Source organism: Paenibacillus sp. 1781tsa1 (genome assembly GCF_024159265.1).
GTDB lineage: Bacteria > Bacillota > Bacilli > Paenibacillales > Paenibacillaceae > Paenibacillus.
Map to the genome: position 1 here is coordinate 4,203,233 of NZ_JAMYWY010000001.1, position 19,998 is coordinate 4,223,230.

Below are 19,998 nucleotides of genomic sequence, written 5' to 3' on the forward strand. Positions count from 1 at the left end.
CATTCTCCTCATTTTTTGTTGACTATAGTCAATATTATACACCATCTAGCCTCGTTCAATGCAAGTAACATTTTTATTATAGTTGACAAATTCTCAATAGATTAGTAATATCAACTCAGTTGTTCAATACATTAAACAAATTGAATGGAGTTGATAACATGCGAACCAAAGTCCAATATGTTGCCCCTTTTGATTCTAACGAGAATATTTACTATGTACGAGATCATTATGGACGTGTGTGGCACTCGATAGGTGAAAACGAAAAAGAAGCCATTAAGATTTCTAACGGCGCAGAGGAAATAGTGAATTATATAATCTACAATCCGTTTAAACACAAGAATCTTCACAGCTACGACTTTAAGAATCTGATTCTCGAAATGTTGGAACAGATGGATTTGGCTAATACATATGAGTACGAAATTGTTTTAGGATGGAAAGGTTACGAGGTGTTTGAGTTTATGAAGCGGTCTTCCCTCATGCCCTGTGATTTGTTGTTAGAGATTAATAAGTTCAACTTTGGAAAGGTTGGCGGTAGATGAGCATAAAAGAAAAGTATGTAGAAGTTTCACTTGGCGCTAAAAACATTAAACATTTCGAAGAGTTGGGATATGTTATACCTCGCAAAAGGAAATCTGGGAGAACTCGTGTGGAGCGTGGCACAAAAATTATAGTAAAGATTGAACATTTGTTAGACACAAGCGAATGCAAACTGACAAAAATATGTGACATCTGTGGTGATGAATCTCAAAACCGGACTTATAATGAAATAATATCTAGACGTAATGCTGGAGATGGTTTGGACAGATGCAGAAAATGTGGCTGGAAAAACGGAGCAGATAAGCTTAAAAATAATACTCCCTATAGTAAATCGTTTGAGTTTAAGGCGGGAGCTCAACTCACTAAAGAATGGGACTGGAATTCAAACAACAAGAAGCCCTCAGAAGTAAGCTGTGGGAGTAATCACAAAGTTAATTGGATCTGCGCTGATTGTAAATCTGTTTACTCTATGAGCCCTGCAAATAGATTCCGTGGGAAGGCTTGCCCCTATTGTGCCGAATCAAAATTGAATGAGAGCAAATCTCTTTCTGTTTGCTTCCCCCATCTTATAGATAGTTGGGATTATTCCAAAAACAATAACCTATCGCCCGAAAAAGTAAATTCGTGCAGCCAAAAAACTGCTTGGTGGACTTGTAACGTATGTAACAGTGGATACCTGATGAAGATAAAGGTTAGAGTTAATGCAGCAGGATGTCCTTATTGCGATGGGAAAAGAGTAAACGAGTCTAATTCGCTCTCAGCTCTATATCCCGCACTATTAAAAGAATGGTTGTATGAAAGAAATGATGAGCTCGGGCTATTCCCAGACAAAGTAACCTCCAAAAGCGGTAAAAAAGCTTGGTGGAAGTGTTCAACATGTCAACATGAATGGATTTGTAACATTGACAGGCGAACTTGTAGTAAAAGCAGTTGTGTCATTTGTTCGGGCAAATATTTAAAGAGTACAGAAGAATTCAAACAAGAAGTATACAATCTTACTAAAGGTGACTATCAGGTAACGAGTGAGTACAAAGGGACTATTAATAAAATTAAAATACTACATGTACATTGCGGTCATCTGTACAGCGTTAAACCTACAGACTTTTTGAGTGGAAAAAGATGTCCATTTTGCAAACTCAATAAGGGCGAACTCTATATATCAAGGTTTTTGGACTTAAATTCGATCAAAATGGAACGCCAATACTCGCATTCAGACTGCAAATATATAAGACCTTTGCCATTCGACTTTGCAATCTTCAACACTCAAGAACAAATACAGTGCCTCATTGAGTATGATGGCGAACATCATTTCAAACCAGTCATGCATTGGGGTGGAGAAAAAGCATTCAAACTCCAACAGAAAAAGGACAAAATAAAAACCGACTACTGCAAATCCAATAACATTCCACTAATACGCATCCCATATTGGGACTTCAAAAACATCGACTCAATACTCACCGAGCGATTGACTGAATTGGGTGTCCTCTCCCCTGCATTGGTCGAAGTGTAAAAATCGAATGTGTGTTCTGTAGGAATATTCTCCCACCTATCGTATAATGATATAGGCAAGGAGTGATTCCACATGATCTTGAATTTTGACGAATCCGGGAATCTCGGGACTGGCGGCAGATATTTCATTATTGCCGCAATTTGTGTAAAAGACAATATTTCGCCATTGAAGAATGTCATTAAAAAAGCAGTTTTAAAAACAAAAGAGACTTTTCCTAATTATTCTGATGTTAATGAAATTAAAGCAAGTCACTCTACTCAAATTATTAAAGACTACTTTTTGAACAAGATTGTATCTAAAGACATTGAAATTAAGTATATTGTCGCAGATAAACTTCATGTTAAGAAAGCTTTACTTCAAGATGAAAATCTATTATACAATTATATGTTGCAAATTTTGATATCTCCTATTGCACAAAATAAATCTACAAAAGACTTATTTATTAATTTAGATCAACGTTCAATTAAAGTTAACTCATTAAATTCCTTCTCTGAATATATAAAACTTGAACTTATCTACAAAAAAGACCTGAATATCAACATTGATGTAAAGTATTATGAATCTCAAAATAGTTATGCAATTCAAGCTGCTGATTTTGTTGCAAATGCAATTTACTCAAAGTATGAGAAAAATGAAGATTATTTCTATAACATTATTAAGCCTAAAATTACAAATATCGAACTTTTCCCTAGAGGATCTTTTGGTACAGACAAAGTAGTACATTTTAATGCAAGATAGTCTTTCTCCACTTTACCGAAGTGTTTCATAATGTTATAATATATATGCACAAGTAAACCCACTGGTGTCGTGTTAAAACACTGAAACATAAGTTGCCTGTATGGTAACCGCTCCATTGGTTTTGTGCATATTGTTATTTAATTAACGTCTTGGGTATATAATAAGTACTGATGGAGTAAACCCATTGTAGTCGTGTGCAAGCATTGAGCATATAAATCAGATGTGTTCTGGTCGCTACACTGGTTTCCATCTAAAGTAAGTCACCTTCTTATTGAGGGTGGCTTTTTATTATCTTCCTAATTTCCCCTTCCAAGATACCCTCTTTTCTAATACCGTAGACCTACTCCATTTGGCATGGTATAATCATTCCATAATTAGGAAGTGGGGTCTACATATGCTGTATAAGAAGAATTTCTATCTAGTTTTTGCACTTGCTTTATGTATTCTAGGGTTCGCTTCGGTTCCTTCGTTAACAAGACATCACCCAGCGCCAAATATTTTAATTGTCTCTTCTTTGCTGTTCTTTGGTTTGTATGCTTACGAAGCAATGAAATCAACTGCCGTCAAAGCAAAAAATGAAGAAGCAGATTTTCACACTAGACTGTTAACAAACGAACTCAATAAACTCCAAACTCTTCTTGATAACAACATGATTACACAGGAAGAATTTGAAGTAAAAAGAGATAGTCTCAAAGTTCAATATGCCAATCAAGTGAATCATTATATGAATTTCTAGCACTCATTAGATTGAGTGCTTTTTATATTCCCATGAAAGCATACTTTACTTGATAATAGTTCGCTTAACTTCTCTCTTTCCACTTCGTATTATTTGATTAGAACTATTAAAAGTGTTTTATATAAACTGTATGTGTAACGTTAAATGTGTTATGATGTGTACATGAAATACCAATTTATGTAGCGCTATTGAATTAAAACTATCATATTGCTAATAGTTCAATCATAACTATCATTGTCTGACTATTTTGATAGGAGAGTGATTGAATTGGCTAATGGAAAGAAGGGAAAAAAGATGGCAACTTTAAATGTGAAAAGTCCTGAAATCAATTTAGATTCTGAAAAGAAGGCAAGACTGTTCACTGACTTACTATTTAATAGGGGAAAAACAAACGAAGAACTAATAAAGAAAATTAAATCAACACCTTCTATCCCTAGAAGAAAAAAATAATTATATTTTTGGAGAAAAGCCATGTCACTTGAACTTGAATTTGATTATATTTCAGAAGAATATATGGATAAAGTAATGAGATTTGACTGTGGAAAAGATGCTGTTAATGAGTTTTTACAGGAACATGCACTTGAACTGCATCGGTGCAATTTTTGTATAACAAAACTATTCTTCAAAGATGATGAAATTGTTGGCTTCATTAGTACCCGTTTGGGGGAGGTAGCAGTTCATTCGAGACATATTGATCGCCTAGGATTAACTGGTACACTCCCCACAAACCCTTATTATAGAAATCAGAAGTATCCAATTGTACATATTCAATTCTTAGGCGTAGACAAAAGATATAAACGAACTGGAATAGCAAGAGACGCAGTCAATCGAGTTTTGGGTATGGCTATCGATTTGATTGAGAATATTGGTTGCAACTTTGTATATCTAGAATCTTATCTTGACGAAGAACCCTTACATTTTTATAAAAGCCTAGGATTCTATGAAGTTGAGCGAGATGAAGATCTAGGTGTTGCTAAAATGATATTTAGTGTACCTCCTCAATATGTTGAGTACGATTGATTATATTTAAATGAAATACCGATTTTACATAGAAATTAGTGTCATAAAAGCCTTATAAATAGGGCTTTTTTTATTTGTCCAAATTTTATATTGGAGGTGATTTGGATTACAATACGTGACTCCCTCTACTTTTCATTTGCCGGAGAAACTTCTGTTGAGCATGGACTTCTCAATGTCAATATAAACAGTGGCATGCAAGAAGAAATATTCTTCCCATCACGAGAAATAGTTGAGGAAAAAGTTAAAGGTAATGATAGACCCTATTTTATGAGGACTGAAACTGAGCCACTAAAGTTTTCGGTCTCTTTTGCATTTGAAGAAACATGGAACACAGCAAAAATCCGTGAAATTGCTCAGTGGCTTACACAGCATGATTACTATCAGACATTGTATTTCACTAATGATTTAGCCGTAGGAGCTGAACGCATTTTCTATGCGATGGTTGTCGATGATTCTACTCTTGTTCACAACTGTCTCAAGCAAGGTTATATCAATTTAACTTTCCGCTGTGATTCTCCCTACTCATACTCCCCCATCATGACTTCTCGTGTTTATAAATGGAACTACGCTCCACTCGAAATCAAGAAAAATACATATTCTACAGGAACGCATCAATCAACAATAACTAATCCACAAGGAAATTTAGTACTCAATCCAGCAAAGCCAAAATGGTCAGATTTTGAGGCTGGTACTAAATGGTCAGACATTTAAAGAAAGGAGAGTTATATGTCTACAGAAACAAACAAGCTAAAACTTAAAAAGCCCTCTTTCACCGATGAGATAGAAAAAACAATCCGAGAACTAGGCGAAAATTTCGATATCCTAGATCTCATCTCAGATGATTATGTATCTGCCACTCCAACAAGTGGGGATTATCTAAGGACTAAGCGATTATACAATACCGCTCCTGTATATGATGGTTACGTTGGTTGGGTAAATGTACGTACAGGCAAAGCAGCTCCATTTTGGCAAAGACTTAAGAGCTATACTGTTGGTGACTATATTGTACCTAGAGTTGATAATGGGCATGTCTATGTTTGCGTTCAATCTGGTACGTCGGGATACACAGAACCCATCTTCCCCGTCTCTATTGATGTGCAATTTAATGATACTCGATTAGCAAGTACGTGGGCGGCAACTACACAATATAAACTTAACGATATAGTTTTGCCTACAATAGATAATGGTCGATTTTACATATGTATTCAGGCTGGTGAATCTGGCAATGCAGAACCACCTTGGCAAACTGTCGATGGTGCTACAACTTATGACAAAAATGCTACTTGGGCCACGTATCGAATAACAAGGTGGAAAGAAGCTGGTAGTGCAGTTCTATTCTATCCCTTTGGTAAGATTGGTTAGGTGAGGATATGACTACTTGGCAATCAATTATCAATCTCAAAGGAAGCTACACCTCTGATCCAATACCAATTCCTATTAATGCCGATGGAGTTTTAAGCAAGATATCATGGGAATCAGTCGAGCCAATTGGATCTAATATTGTTGTTCAAACTCGCTTTACTCGTGACAATCTCAACTGGTCAGAGTGGCAAAACTGTATAAATGGTGCTCACATTCCCGATATAGTTGAAGATGTTGGATTCTTTAATGTCAGTATTATGTTTAGGGTATTGTTCATAAGAAATTCTTATGATGAGATTCCTGAATTTAAAGGCATAACATTTTACTTTGAACCTATCCTATTGTTTGACAATAAGGGAGATAAAAATTGTTCTCCTGAAATTTGGATAACGAAACAAGGCAACGGAGACTTTAGCATCATCAATACTTCAAACAATTATGATGAATTCAAGTTCAAGAACCTTATTCATGATGAAACAGTGTTTGTAGACAATGAGAATCAGGACATTGAAACTTCCTTAGCAGTCACATATCGATATAAAGATTTCAATAATAACTACCTTTCCTTCCCTGTTGGAAAGAACATATTAAGAGTAACGGGTAATGCAGATATCAAATTTAGATACCAATTTACACTTTTACAGTAGGAGGTTACATGACTGGAGTAGCAATTAAAGGTTCAACAATACAGGAATCAAATAAAAGTGGACACGTATCATATGTTGAAAGATATCCATCTGGATCTGAATGTTCATCTTGGGATCAATTTGGAAACTGTACGGGCTATGACACTGTTTATGACACAACAACACATACAACGGGAGCAAAAATAACGGGAACAGTTAATTCATCATCTACGGTATATATTAACGGACAACCAATTGCCTCCATATCATCACCCACTCAAGAACAATGGGTAGCTGATCCATCACCTTCACCAAAGCTTGGTGGATCTATCATTTCAATTAGCCCCGGTACATCAGGCTCGGGTTCGGGTCAAGTCTCAACAGGAAGTTCCACTGTTTTTACTGAGGGAAAAGCTGTATCAAGTATTAGTAAAAATGTAACTACACATTTAGGAACAACTACAACAATTACCTCTGGCACTAGCAATGTATTCGTCAACTAAGGGGGTGAACAGTTGCCAGATTTAAATACATATCTACAGTATAATGACCCCTTAACAATCATCTCGCGTAACGGTACACCGCAAGATCCATTTGTTGATAGAGCAGATTCATTACCAGTTATCAATGGATTAATTACTCTCCTTGAGCTTCCCTCTCCCACTGATAAAGTTAACATCGCTGGATTCGTTGAAGTTGATCAAGAGGTATTTGAAAATCGTCGAGTCTTAAATGAGCACGAATTCTTAGTTCACTATGGAATGGGAACAATCCAGTTTCACAGTTCTCAAGAAGGTAAAGCTCATTTGTGTAGATACAAAGGTAGAGGGTTGATTATGTATCCTGCTTCCCGTATTTATGCAATGGTCAAACGCAATCCAGATGTGGTAATTACACTACAGGATTACATTGATCAGATTCAGACAAAAATTGATGAAAATCAAATTGCGCTAGGTCTGATTGAGGATGCCATTAAGGAGTCACAAGCTCAAACTGATCTATCCAAAGTTTCAACTGATAAAGCTAATCAAGCTGCTGACAATGCAACAATAGCTGCGAATAAAGCTAGGGATGCCTACGAAACAACTCGCTTAGTTTACAAAGAGCCTGTTGCAGATATTGCAGAACTAAGAACGAAGTATCCACTACCTCAAATCGGATGGACAGTACAAACACACAAGGATGGTAAGAGATATCGATTTGACGGCAACGATTGGATTCTGTTTGATCTAATTGCATCTAATTTGCAAACAGTTAATGAGTTTAAAGATGGGCTTATGAGTGTTTCTGAGCACATGAAGTTAAAAGATATGCCATTGGAATTACAAGATAGAGTGATCGTACTTTGTAAACAAGAAAATGTGTTCTCCGAAATTATAAAAACTCCCGCCCCCTTTCCTTTCAATGGTGAAATCATTGAGATTAAGGGTCTTTGTGGTGTCTATGGGGAAACAGAAACTAGCATTGATATCGAGAAAAGCAGAGATATGGTCAATTGGACAAGTATTCTAAATGACAAACTACACTTTAGAGCAAATCAGCACTTTGATGACAGGACAGTAACAATCAAGACTAAAACAGTCAACGCAGGAGATTTATATAGACTTAATATCCTAAATGCAGGGTTAGATTTACAGGACTTAACGATCGCAATAACTATTAGAACATAGAGGAGTTTGATACATATGGCTAAACCAATACCAACATGGAGAAATGCAACACACACGCAAGAAATTGTGGCTCCATTTAATTTTGGGACAATTGATGCTGATACTAAAAGCAGCATTTTCACCTTCAATATCTGGAACAATCGATACGATACAACAAAAGGTACTGGCGTAGAAGATGTTGCACGTATGGAGGATTGCACGATTACAACTAGAGACATGGGCAACGGGACGGGCGATACCCCGCAATACAACATTGAAGTTGTTAAGAATAGTTGGTTCCATGCTCAAGTAGATTCGCTAGGAGAAACAGATATCGATCAAGATACAAGTCGAATCGGTAAAATTGCATCAAAACCAATTGGAACTACTGGTAGTACATCGAAGAAATCAGATGGTTCAATTTATCCAACCCCTATTACTCCGGGAAGTCAAGAAATCTTAGGTGTATCCAATAATGGCAATCCAACCGATTCAGCAGGTAATTATGTAACTGTATCTCTACGCTGTGCGGTTCCATTGGATGCTTCAAGTGGACTACAGGCATTTAAATTGCGTGTTTCTTACAGGCATGTGTAATTAATTACATATAATTTATTTTAACGAGAGTGGCTACGTGTCACTCTCTTTTTTTTATTTTAAAAGGAGGATGCAATAATGATATTGGGCAATCCCAGTTATAATAGATCTCCAGTTCCTACATTGCAATCGTTTATATGGGTTGCGGATTATTATGATGGAACATCATTTTTAGAATATGATTCAAAAACAAAGAAAAACAATTCTTACTATGAAATAGAAAAAGATAAGCTAATTTATTTTGGTTTAATTGGAGAAGGCAGTCAGGTTTACTTTGATGTAGCAAATGGAATATTTCAGTTGAACAGCCATCGAATTATGATTTCATATAAAACAGACAATCAAGAATATCCATTAACGGGAAGAACGTTCTTATACAATGACATCATCCAGTACAAGGATTCATCTTCAGATGCAAACATTTTAAATAAAAAAGAACAGGGCAATTTTGACTCTCGTATTGAACAATACAATATTGGATACAAGAAGCAAATGTATTTAGTAGACGCAAACATTAATTTTCAATGTATTCTTACCATTCCCTTTAAGGACAGCCCCTATTTACAAATTAAAATTACCTCGGATAAAGATTTGGATGGAAAAATTGTTATTCGCACAGATGGGATTGTAACCGAAGAACTACACGCACCATTAAAAGAAAACATGTCTGGTAATTTGAATTGGATTATTCGATAAAGAGGTGGAGATAAATTGAGCACTAAAGAAATCGGCTTACCTATTCCGTTAACAAACGGTATCCACAATGGAACAGAAATTAGAAACGGTAAACTACAACTTAGAGAATTAACAACTGATTCCACAGGTAAGATAATTTATGCTTCGAAGGGAACATGGGAATCCGCTGTAATTTCAATTGGTGATAAAGTTACCGCTTTTGAGAGAGTTGTGAAAAGTATTATAGATAGTAGCTCCAACACAGCATACAAAATTTATACTAAATCATCGTCCAATAATGTTAACTGGAGTGAATATGCTGAGATTACATATATAGATGGAAAAATTAATAGTCCAGTGGGATTGTATGCTCAAATTAAAATTGAATTGTCTGCTGCTCTAACTCCTGCATTACTCACCATAGATGAATTTACAGATGGTAAATACAATACAAACTATGTCTCATCATCTGATGGAACGTTAAGATTAAAACGTAACATAGCTCTCTCCCCCACTGTATCGTTACATGAAGATGGATTTCTTTATCGCACAAAGTTTGAACGAAACAAATTAAGTAAGATTAACGGAATAACGTTTCAGTAAATGAGGTGACAACTTGGCTAACTATTCTCTAATTCAAGATTCTGCTAATTATAAAACATTTAAGAATAACGCTTGGATTAATTTATCAACAACATTGCCTCTTAAAAGTGTATTTATTTCGGATGGCATAGTTGATCTCAGTGTGTTTAATCGTAGCAGTAAAGTTATTGTGCAGCCTATGACTAGTAATGGGGCGCTTGGTTCAGGCAAGGTTTTTAAATCTACAGTAAATCTAAAAAAATATAATGAGATCACAAATTTGTCTGTGAAATAATGATTTCAATTAGAAAGGAGATGATTCTGAATGGCTGTAATCAATGTAACACTTAATCCCAATGATGCTGGAACTGGACACTTACTTTCAACAGACAATCTTACTGATACAGTTACGGCTGGTTCAAATATTCGTGCAACACATAGTAAGACTGCTGGTAAATGGTATTGGGAGATAAAATACGTAAGCGGTAATGCTGCCCTTGCTATGGGTATTGCTGATATTAGATATCCCATCTCATCTGCCGTATGGAACACGAACAGTGGTGATGGGATTTATTTGAGAGGATACTACGGTATAAATGGACCAAGAATACCTGAGAATACTGCCTACGGATCAACATGGGCAATTAACGACGTTATTGGTGTGGCTCTTGATTTGGATAATGGAACACTGGAATTCTATAAAAATGGTGCGAGTATGGGCGTTTCTCATACAAACTTAAAAAGCTTAGGTACAGTTTTTCCCTTTTTTAGAAGTATCAACACTACTTCTAAAACCTTCACTGTGAATTTTGGAGCCTCACCATTTTCATATAGTATACCAACTGGATACCAAGCATATGCCAATGTTTCTGCTAATAAAATCTTACTTTCATCGGGTAATGGAGTTTACTCTCTAAAAGAGTCTGTTGCTTACAAATTAAATATAGACAGTGAGAAAAACTTTCTTAGTTATGGCGCGGACTCAATAACAAGTTTCAATGGCTCCTTAACCAAAAAGAGAAACATAAAAAATACAAGCGCTGTATTAGGTTCAGGAAAAACCTTTGAGCACACAGTTGATATGTCAAAACGCCGAGTGGATAAAATTACACTTGGCTAAATTTATGAGGAACACATCTATAAGGTGTGTTCTATTTTATTTGAAAGGAGAAATGAATTATGGCGATAAAGGTAATAAGCCAAACAAACAATCTTTCTGTTGATTTAATGAAAGTGTTTGGTGATACAATTACGGACACTTATCTAACAGATTCATATAATATTTGGGTGGAAATAGATGTCTTATTTGAAAAGACAATCTATGCTTTAGAGAGTGTAGATGTTTATGTCGATAACGGTGCGAACGCCAATCAGCCTTATGGGTTCGAAGTTTGGGCAAATGGACAAAAAATAGCAGAACGATTGGGTTTGGGAACAGGGGGTTCTTCGTGGAGCAAACTAGTAACTACTAATGTAAAAGTAATAGATGGAAAGAAAAACATAAATACCAATTCAGTTAAACTAAGAATTCTTGGCACATCAAGTTCAACATATAGACTAATAATTCCTCATATTACTTTTAACAATGCGTATTCGAATAAATTCTTGATTTCATCAGAAGATAAGTATTACTCTGTCATTATTCCTTCTACTTTTGAAAATCCTGCTATGACTTCTAACACTACTCCTATTGGCGTATCAAGTGCAAGTTCTGTTTTAGCAGGAGGAGAAGCATGGAGAGCATTTGATAAAAATTCAACTAGTGGGTGGATAACTGCAAATGGATCAACTACAGGCTGGATAAAATATGATTTTGGATCAGACAATGAAAAAATAATTAATTATTATTCATTGTCTACATATTTATCCACATCAAGATCACCTAAAAGTTGGACTTTCGAAGGTAGTAATACAGGCGTTTTTAGTGGAGAGCAGACTATTTTAGATTCTAAGACTAATATTTCTTCATGGATTGCTTCTGAAACAAAAGAGTATTCATTAATTAATACCCAAAAGTTTAGATATTATAGGTTAAATGTGACTGCAAATAATGGAGATACGAGCTATCTAAATGTTTATGAATTTAAAATGAAAGAAACAACAAAAGGTAGTTTACTAAATATCGCGAATACATTAGAGTCTAACTTCTTAAATCATGGAATGAATAAATCGTTGAGCATAGACTTATCGTCAATTTTTGAAAGTAGCGCATTTATTGAACAGAATGCAACGACTCTTGGATCAGGCAAAGTATTCAAACAAAAAATAGATACATCAAAAACACCAATCAAGAAAGCATCAATCACATAACTATGTGAAATGATTGTTTGATTAAGATTTTAGAAAGGAGATGAGATTATGGCGATATTGAATGTTACCCTTAATCCGAATGACATGGGTTCTGGTCATGTGTTGTCTAATGGCAACCTTACAGACACAAGTACATCAACAACTGCTATTCGTGCTACTCATGGAAGATCATCAGGTAAGTGGTATTGGGAAGTAAAATTGGACAGCGGCAACAATGAGGTACACGTTGGAGTATCAAATAAAACATTTGGGCTAAGTGACCCTGTAACAAATGCTAATATTAGGACCTACTATGCCTACAATGGCTCAAAATTCCCCGAGAACGGGTCATATGGATCATCTACCTCATCAGGTGGGATAATTGGAATTGCTTTAAATCTAGATCAAGGAACACTCGAATTTTATCGTAATGGTGTGAGCATGGGAGTTTCACACACAGACATCAAAAGCTTGGGGATGGTTTATCCGTTATATAGGCCGGGAGGTACAGCCTCAAAGAGAGTGGTGTTTAACTTTGGATCAACTCCCTTTACATACTCTATTCCCAACGGATATAGCGCCTATAATAATGTGATAGTTCAGAAAGCATTTATTTTCAACAACTCCATCTACAAATATTATTCAGTTTTTAATTGGATTACCCTGTCTTCTTCTAGCCCCACCGAGCAGGACTATCTGAATTTTGGAATGGACGACATCTCAACTATCCCTGAATCCGCATGGTCACAACTTCAAAGCGAAATTGATCTATGCTACTATACCGACGACCCAACAAAAACAGAAGCATCCTTCAACATCGAAACTGATCCTTTCACACTCGCGGAAGAATGGGAAGACAAAGAGATCAAAATCATCGAATACACCGATGACCCGAATCAAACCGAATCAACGATTACAATTGAAACCGAACCGTTTACCCTCTACGATGAGTTAGGTGATAGTTTGGATGTTCTATACTACACAGATGATCCATCCAAAACATCGGCAGAATTGAATATTACGGCGAACTACTCCCCCTTGGATGAACTTGAGGGAGATTTTGACGTGGTTACGTGGAGTGACAATAATAATCCTAAAATAGCTTCAACCTCTTCTATCCCCTCTCCTCAATCAATTATCCAAACAGATGATTACTATATGTATGGCGACCTACTTTCTATTGTAGATAAACTTAATTCAACTAATGGTACGCTGAGATATGCGGTTTCATTTAATGAAGGAGACACTTGGGAAGTATGTAAGTTTGGTAAGTGGAGAACGATTGGCATTGCAAGTTTACTTACATTTAAACAGAGCGGGATGAGTCATTACGATGTTTCCAAGATTGATTCAGTAGCATTAAAGGATAAAGGTAATAAGATTCGTTTTGCTTATTACTTTGAGGATAGCATACATAATTCAGAAACTGGAATTGCAATTGATAATATGAAGCTCAATATCAATTCAGCCACAGAAACAATTAAGATGGACAATGTTGCCTTTTATGTGCTAAATACTAATGCAACAATTGAACTTAATTTATCTGGAAATAAGTTAACGGGTAGTTTAGATGATAGTGATCAAGGCAAAGTTCAATATCGTGTCATTTTAAATAATAAGTCCTATTACCCTACTGACGGAAGCTTTACACCCCTAGCTCCATCTCCTCAAAATATTAGTATCAATATATCTGAAAGAGATATCTTATTCAATCAAGAGAACGTCCTTCGCGTTGAGTTTAAAGATTATTGGGGAGAAACAGACTACTGGGAAAAACCTTTCACAGGAAGCTACTCAGGATTAATGTTTATGGATGAGTCAGGAGAATATTTGTCAGATACCTTTGGGGGGATTCTAAAATATTTAAACTTCGGTGCTCTTTTCGCAGGTCAGACTACATTAGATCAAAGAGTGATCATTAAAAATCAACTCGGATATCCGATTGATGAATTGCTGCTCGAAGTAAATAAAGAAAAGCTACCCCTTGGTGTTGGTGTAGAGCTATCAAGACAGCAAACTCCATTCTTACCTGTTGACTATATCACTTATGGGCTAACAGGAATTGATGAAACAAAGGAATTCTATGTTCGATTAACTTCAGACGTAGAAGCTGAACCAGTCCCCAATGGAATTTTTGAATTAAAGATTAATGCGAAGAAACAGAATAATTAATGTCTCAATACAATGAGATAGGAAGTGATTAATTGGATGAACTGTATGACGACATAAACGGAGAAATATATGTCAGATCCCCATCAAATCGTATGGAAGGTAGATTTATTCTCTATCGCCAAGAAGAGAGCCCTTTAGAGTCCGAACTAAAGGTAGCAATAAGACGATCTAGTGATATTGAATCTACGTTAGAAGTTAAAGTGCAAGAAACTAGTAACTTAAATACAAAGATAAATGTAATGTACGGCGGCACAATAGTTTTAGAGTCAAGCGTCATAGCCACTAGCGTTAATAATATCGACGCTGAATTATATATTCCCCCACACAATAGAATTTTAGGTAGTTTCGAACTATTGGCTGCTCCTAGAGTTACAGTTGACCTCCCTCCTATTGCTGATGCTACTACTCGAAGTCGTGCTGATAAGCAAATCATAAACTATGGCAACACGCAAAGTATGTTGATTGGTAATTCGCCCGAAGGAGAACAATTTGAATCATTTATAGATTTTGGAGATATTGCATCAAGGATAACTGATATAAATAAGATTGAAGAAGCTAAATTGAGACTGTACTACAGTGGATCATTTAATGACGGAACTGACATTACCCTGTGGCAACCAAGTTCTATTTGGCGTGAATATGGTATTACCTATGTAAATAAACCTTCTGCAATTGAATTGTTGCAAGACAACTATAACGTAAATAAAGCTAAATATTATATTGAAATTGATATTCTGAGTATTGTTAAAGATTGGATTAATGGTAGTCGTATTAACTATGGTCTAATTATTCAGTCAAATAGTGATCATGCTACATACTTCAATACTCGTGAATCAGATAGGTCTCCTTCTCTTCAGATTAGATATATAACAACAGACAATTATAGTTTAGGCAGAGCAGATGTAAATTCATCTATTAATATAATTGGAGTTGGGCAATCTAATATAGCATCGTCTTTAAATGTTAAAAGTAATATAGGGATCGAATATTTAAACTCTCTTCTATCTGTACACAGACCAGAAGATATCTTAGATAAAGATATTGAATCTTCTCTGTATATTACCAGACCTGATTTATACGGACATTTAGATGTAATGTATGCTGAATCTACTAGTATTGAATCAACAATAGCCGTTGTATACTCAGAACTAGAGGAAAGACAGGCGAAGTTAACTATTGCTAAACCAGACTTTCAAGGTTATTTAACTGTAACTGAGTATACTCGTGCGAATGAATATTTAGATTCAAGTCTAACTGTAAATGTAGCAAAAGAATTTGATTTACATTCACAAATCATGGTAGCTAAACCTGATCTACTTGGATATTTAGCAGTGAGGAATGTTGGTCTTGATGGAGACTTAGATGTTTATCTAGATGTACCCACTTCAAACAGACTACAAGGCTCAATCATAATAAGTAAACCTGATTTGTTGGGTTATATTACTGTTTCCGATTACACAGTTGTGAGAGAAGATATAAATTCTACGATCACTGTTACGCAGAAACTATACGATGATGTTCCAAGTAGTGTAGCTGTAAGTAGACCTAATTTATATGGCTTTTTAAACGTGAAATATGCAAATGACCTTGAATCAGAAATATATGTTAAGCATCATGATTATATTGGGGCTACACTTGATATCAGGCAGAAAACCGATTTAAGTGGTCAACTCATTGCAAAAATTGGCAGTATTGTTGATAGTGAGATGACTATAAGCAGACCCGAATTATTTGGCTATCTATATCCAAGAGTAATCGGTGAAACAAGCGTTGATTCATATGCACTATTCCGTCAACTCGATGTAGTGGATCTGAGTGCTACGATTATGATAAAAGGTCGAGGTAGCGGTTTCTATTTTTACATTATGTAATACAGAAAGACTCTCCATTGTAGGGGAGTCTATTTTAATTGAGAGAAGGAAAACAATGTGTCAGACAAATTTCTAAATTTTATTGTGGGGGTGGTTGGAAGTGTAACATCGTATATGTTTGGAGGCTGGAGCAATCTATTGGAGTTACTTGCTACCCTTACAATTTTGGATTTTATTACTGGGATTATAGCTTCAGCAATTGAGGGACACAGATATCCTGATCGTAAAGACAAGGGTCTTAATTCAAACAAAGGTTCATTGGGGATAGCCAAAAAAGCTCTAATGTTCACGGTTATTTTTGTAATGTACAAAATCGATGCAGTAATTGGGTTGAACGGGACTCTAAGTTTAGCTGTAGGGGCTACATACTTTTATATTGCAAATGAGTTGTTAAGTCTCACGGAAAACTGGGCTCGGAGCGGTTTGCCAATTCCTTCGCAGGTCAAAAAAGCAATTTCTATTTTGAAAGATAAAAGCGGAGATGTTTCTGATTCAAAAGAAAACAATAATAAATAAGGAGTGATTGAATGATTCAAAAAGGAAATTTCCTTCTACTCGACATATCAGAATTCCGTTCATGGCTACAAAAGCAAAAAGTTACCCGAAGAATTAAAGGCTTACAAGTACACCACACTGGATCACCCAATTACACCACTCGTAAAATGGTTAATGGAATCGCACAACAAGACCACTTCAAATGTCTAGAGGGTATGCGTGACTTTCACATTAACACGAACAAGTGGAAAGCCACTGGACAACACTTAACTTTGTTCGAGGATGGTAAAGTTGGAGTGTCATTGGATCGTGATTTAAACATGACTCCTGCTTGTATCTATAATAACAATGCTGGATATGTGGGAATCGAGATAGTTGGATGCTTTGATAAAGGTGTAGATATCATGACACCTGTTCAAAAACAAGCTGCAATTCACTTATACGCTACTCTGTGTGAAAAGTTTTATGTGCCTGTCAACACGGATAAAATTGTGTACCACGCTTGGTTCACAGCAAGTGGTACTCGACTATCAGATTATACACCAGGTAAATCAAGTAAATCATGTCCGGGTACTGCATACTGGGGAGATGGCAATACAATTGCTTCAGCCAATAAGAATTTCTTACCTCAAGTTAAAGTGGAATTAGATCGCTTAAGAAACAATATTACAAGTGCAACTCCTATCCCAAATACTAAACCAAAGGATGATGAAGAAATGACAGAAGCAGAAAAACAACAAGTAGCCAGTCTTGAAAAAACAATTCAGCAACAATCTGAATGGATTCAAGCTGAGAAACTAAAAGCCAATATGGAATGTCCAACATGGGCACAAGAAGCCTATAAGTATTACAAGGATCATATTTCAGATAATAAAGGTAGCTATGATTTTTGGCGTATTCTTGTAACTCAATACCGTAAAGATAATAACATCAAAGTAAGTAAGTAACTATACATAAAGGAGTTTAGATAAATGGATAATTTATATGTAATTGCAATCATCCTTGCTGCTGTTGTAGGAGGGCTATTTGTCATTCCCTTTGCTAGGGAAAAAGGATGGATTACGAAGGACAAAGCTGAAGGCATGAAGCAAATGTTGTTGGTGACTCGACTTGTACTTGATGTGATTAAGACGGATAAGTTAGATAAGAATAAAGCCACATTTGCGTTAGATATCGCAGATAGAGTTGTTGATTATGTAAATGAACACATGGATGACAATGTTGATAAAAGGGCAATTTCATTGAGAATTATTGATGATTTGTTGGCGAAAAACGCAGTCATACCAACGGTTTCTGAAAGGCAACTTATTGAAATTGTGATAGATCAGGCAATTTTGCACTCAAATAAAGATAAATAACAAATATAGGTAAAACTTAACCCCTCTTGAGATATTATTCTCTTGAGGGGTATTTTTTTCATTTTTTTAACTTGTGCATATTCTCTTCAAGTACTTGTTTACAGTAAGTTGGGCTCAATCCATGTTCTTTATAAATCCGAGCAAAAGCTAGTCCATCATTATAATGCAAGTCGTATATCCTCTCAAAGTCACGAGCACGTCTTTTAATGCCCCTTTCTTTGGTGGTTAATATATCTGCCCCCTTAGCTTTGAACATTTGCTTAATCGTCCACCAGTCCGTTTCAGTGGCTTCTGCAATTTGTTCAAAGCTAAGTAAGTCTTCATTGTACATTTTCAACATGAGGGGATACATATGTTCAATCCCACTCCATTTGTGGGTAAAGGTTTCACCTCCCCATTTCGGCTTATCGAATGACAACGAATCAAATACATAAAAACTATTATCCTCGACTTTACAAGCGTATCAATGGCTTCCTTGCCAAAATCCTTCTCTCCGCCGCGTGCCAAACTGTAAGCTTCATCAATGAACAATATCCCACCGAGTGCCTTCTTGACCAGATCTCTTGTTTTCTGCGCCGTGTGACCGATATATTCCCCAACCAGATCCGCACGCTCTACTTCAATAAGATGACCTTTACTCAACACACCCATTTTCTGAAAAAGTTTGGCAACAATCCTCGCCACGGTTGTCTTACCAGTTCCCGGATTGCCTTTGAAGATCATATGATACACGTGCGCACCACTGAGTAAGCCTGCTTCAGTACGCATCTGAGCGATCTGTAGGAAAGCATAGATTTCAAATACCAAGTCTTTGATATTTTCAAGTCCAACCAGTTGCTCCAACTCACCCTGTATCTCCTGGAAGTGCGCATGTTTGGTTATACTCTTGGCTGCCTGTACTGCCGCCGCTTCATCTTTGACCAACATCTGAGGTTCCTGGTTACGCAACACAATATTAATTTGTCTGGATGGTCTGCCTCCTGGTTGCTCTCCTGCAGCCATGACCCGTCCGTTCATTCGCCATCACCTCTATTTTATCGGGCTGAACTCTCCTGATTATTAATGTATTCTATCAGGCGCTCCAATATTAGAAGGATCATGAAGAATTCTACGGCTAGGGTACATGTTTCAAATCTGGATGTTTTTTCGAAACTCTCCGTTCTCAAACAAACTTTGCCTGTGCTTCAGCGATAACTGAAAGTATGGGAAAACATGTGCATCAATGGCATGCAGCAGTTCCTTTGCCGTCTTGTTAGCCAAGTCATAGTCACCTGTCGTAATATGCTTCCGTGACAATGCATCTTCAAGCTCATCTTCATCCAGCAAAAATACTTCTCCATCTTTCAGCACAACGACATCCAGATACAGGTCATCAAACCAAGGAACCCCCTGATCGGTTATACCTTGACTACGGCATGTATCAATATACCATTCCACAATCCGTTCCTGATCGTCAAACATCGCTGTAACCACAAAATGCTCTCCCTTCGGGTAGTATTGCAGCCAGGAATAACCTTTATCTGCGATACAGAAGGTACTGCCTCCATATGTTTTCCACAGAGGTTCTTTCAAATCCTGTATGGTGTACAACGTAATATAACCTGTAAAAATTTTGGATTGAACGAACCGGCATGTGAATTGTCGGTTCGTAATCCGGCGCCAGTTCGCGCGGTCCCCGAATTTCCGTTTCATACGAACCCCTCTTTGCCGACTACAGGTCCGTGACCTGCTCTGATGTTATTGGTGAACAAGGTAATACCGCCCGTATGATGAATTCCAGC

Annotated in this window: 24 protein-coding genes and 1 pseudogene; 22 read left to right on the forward strand and 3 right to left on the reverse strand. The window is 36.5% G+C overall.

Features of this window, described 5'->3' with window-relative positions; all coding sequences use genetic code 11:
* The first annotated feature begins 158 nt into the window (after nt 1–158).
* The 22 genes from NKT06_RS18875 (at nt 159) to NKT06_RS18980 (ending at nt 18,217) form a co-directional block, all read left to right on the forward strand.
* On the forward strand, nt 159–539 hold the full coding sequence (locus NKT06_RS18875) for a hypothetical protein (RefSeq protein ID WP_253437891.1): 381 nt from the start codon (nt 159–161) through the stop codon (nt 537–539).
* A complete protein-coding gene (locus NKT06_RS18880) occupies nt 536–2,047 on the forward strand; it encodes a zinc-ribbon domain-containing protein (protein WP_253437895.1) in 1,512 nt (503 codons plus the stop codon). The genes NKT06_RS18875 and NKT06_RS18880 overlap by 4 nt, the downstream gene beginning before the upstream one ends.
* Nucleotides 2,048–2,119: 72 nt before the next feature.
* Nucleotides 2,120–2,785, forward strand: coding sequence for a DUF3800 domain-containing protein (locus NKT06_RS18885; protein ID WP_253437898.1), 666 nt, complete (start codon nt 2,120–2,122; stop codon nt 2,783–2,785).
* A 394-nt stretch (nt 2,786–3,179) separates the two neighbouring features.
* Nucleotides 3,180–3,521 (forward strand): SHOCT domain-containing protein, encoded by a 342-nt coding sequence (locus NKT06_RS18890; RefSeq protein ID WP_253437901.1) that lies wholly within the window; start codon nt 3,180–3,182, stop codon nt 3,519–3,521.
* 267 nt (nt 3,522–3,788) lie between these two features.
* Nucleotides 3,789–3,971 carry a hypothetical protein gene (locus NKT06_RS18895; RefSeq protein ID WP_253437904.1) on the forward strand — a complete coding sequence of 61 codons (183 nt, stop codon included), beginning with the start codon at nt 3,789–3,791 and terminating at the stop codon, nt 3,969–3,971.
* 21 nt (nt 3,972–3,992) lie between these two features.
* Nucleotides 3,993–4,541, forward strand: coding sequence for a GNAT family N-acetyltransferase (locus NKT06_RS18900; protein WP_253437907.1), 549 nt, complete (start codon nt 3,993–3,995; stop codon nt 4,539–4,541).
* Between the two features lie 96 nt (nt 4,542–4,637).
* Entirely contained in the window at nt 4,638–5,252 is a 615-nt protein-coding gene (locus NKT06_RS18905; protein ID WP_253437910.1) for a phage tail domain-containing protein, read from the forward strand.
* 15 nt (nt 5,253–5,267) lie between these two features.
* Nucleotides 5,268–5,903, forward strand: a complete 636-nt coding sequence (locus NKT06_RS18910) for a hypothetical protein (RefSeq protein WP_253437913.1) — start codon at nt 5,268–5,270, stop codon at nt 5,901–5,903.
* A gap of 8 nt (nt 5,904–5,911) precedes the next feature.
* The gene (locus NKT06_RS18915; RefSeq protein WP_253437916.1) at nt 5,912–6,550 is read left to right on the forward strand and encodes a phage tail family protein; all 639 of its coding nucleotides are present in this window, start codon (nt 5,912–5,914) and stop codon (nt 6,548–6,550) included.
* A gap of 8 nt (nt 6,551–6,558) precedes the next feature.
* Nucleotides 6,559–7,032, forward strand: a complete 474-nt coding sequence (locus NKT06_RS18920; protein WP_253437919.1) for a hypothetical protein — start codon at nt 6,559–6,561, stop codon at nt 7,030–7,032.
* A 12-nt stretch (nt 7,033–7,044) separates the two neighbouring features.
* Nucleotides 7,045–8,199, forward strand: coding sequence for a hypothetical protein (locus tag NKT06_RS18925; RefSeq protein WP_253437922.1), 1,155 nt, complete (start codon nt 7,045–7,047; stop codon nt 8,197–8,199).
* A 15-nt stretch (nt 8,200–8,214) separates the two neighbouring features.
* Complete coding sequence (locus tag NKT06_RS18930; protein WP_253437925.1) at nt 8,215–8,775, forward strand: hypothetical protein; 561 nt, start codon at nt 8,215–8,217, stop codon at nt 8,773–8,775.
* Nucleotides 8,776–8,853: 78 nt separating this feature from the next.
* Nucleotides 8,854–9,471, forward strand: coding sequence for a hypothetical protein (locus NKT06_RS18935; protein ID WP_253437928.1), 618 nt, complete (start codon nt 8,854–8,856; stop codon nt 9,469–9,471).
* A 15-nt stretch (nt 9,472–9,486) separates the two neighbouring features.
* On the forward strand, nt 9,487–10,053 hold the full coding sequence (locus NKT06_RS18940; protein ID WP_253437931.1) for a hypothetical protein: 567 nt from the start codon (nt 9,487–9,489) through the stop codon (nt 10,051–10,053).
* A gap of 13 nt (nt 10,054–10,066) precedes the next feature.
* Nucleotides 10,067–10,327, forward strand: a complete 261-nt coding sequence (locus tag NKT06_RS18945) for a hypothetical protein (RefSeq protein ID WP_253437934.1) — start codon at nt 10,067–10,069, stop codon at nt 10,325–10,327.
* A 30-nt stretch (nt 10,328–10,357) separates the two neighbouring features.
* Nucleotides 10,358–11,152 (forward strand): SPRY domain-containing protein, encoded by a 795-nt coding sequence (locus tag NKT06_RS18950; protein WP_253437939.1) that lies wholly within the window; start codon nt 10,358–10,360, stop codon nt 11,150–11,152.
* Between the two features lie 59 nt (nt 11,153–11,211).
* Nucleotides 11,212–12,342 (forward strand): discoidin/SUN/FTP domain-containing protein, encoded by a 1,131-nt coding sequence (locus tag NKT06_RS18955; RefSeq protein ID WP_253437943.1) that lies wholly within the window; start codon nt 11,212–11,214, stop codon nt 12,340–12,342.
* 48 nt (nt 12,343–12,390) lie between these two features.
* Nucleotides 12,391–14,493, forward strand: coding sequence for an SPRY domain-containing protein (locus tag NKT06_RS18960; protein WP_253437946.1), 2,103 nt, complete (start codon nt 12,391–12,393; stop codon nt 14,491–14,493).
* 32 nt (nt 14,494–14,525) lie between these two features.
* Entirely contained in the window at nt 14,526–16,364 is a 1,839-nt protein-coding gene (locus NKT06_RS18965) for a CBM96 family carbohydrate-binding protein (protein ID WP_253437949.1), read from the forward strand.
* A gap of 57 nt (nt 16,365–16,421) precedes the next feature.
* Nucleotides 16,422–16,880: a phage holin family protein gene (locus NKT06_RS18970; protein WP_253437952.1), complete on the forward strand. Its 459-nt coding sequence runs from the start codon at nt 16,422–16,424 to the stop codon at nt 16,878–16,880.
* Nucleotides 16,881–16,891: 11 nt separating this feature from the next.
* The gene (locus tag NKT06_RS18975) at nt 16,892–17,806 is read left to right on the forward strand and encodes a peptidoglycan recognition protein family protein (RefSeq protein WP_253437955.1); all 915 of its coding nucleotides are present in this window, start codon (nt 16,892–16,894) and stop codon (nt 17,804–17,806) included.
* 24 nt (nt 17,807–17,830) lie between these two features.
* Nucleotides 17,831–18,217 (forward strand): hypothetical protein, encoded by a 387-nt coding sequence (locus tag NKT06_RS18980; protein ID WP_253437958.1) that lies wholly within the window; start codon nt 17,831–17,833, stop codon nt 18,215–18,217.
* Nucleotides 18,218–18,275: 58 nt separating this feature from the next.
* On the opposite strand, the gene NKT06_RS18985 is transcribed toward NKT06_RS18980, so the two are convergent.
* The 3 genes and pseudogenes from NKT06_RS18985 to NKT06_RS18995 form a co-directional block, all read right to left on the reverse strand.
* Complete coding sequence (locus tag NKT06_RS18985) at nt 18,276–18,569, reverse strand: hypothetical protein (protein ID WP_253437961.1); 294 nt, start codon at nt 18,567–18,569, stop codon at nt 18,276–18,278.
* A gap of 95 nt (nt 18,570–18,664) precedes the next feature.
* Nucleotides 18,665–19,234: pseudogene (locus NKT06_RS18990) on the reverse strand (AAA family ATPase); the annotation flags it as partial.
* Between the two features lie 111 nt (nt 19,235–19,345).
* Nucleotides 19,346–19,909: a ribonuclease FAU-1 family protein gene (locus NKT06_RS18995; protein WP_062835000.1), complete on the reverse strand. Its 564-nt coding sequence runs from the start codon at nt 19,907–19,909 to the stop codon at nt 19,346–19,348.
* Nucleotides 19,910–19,998 lie beyond the last annotated feature (89 nt).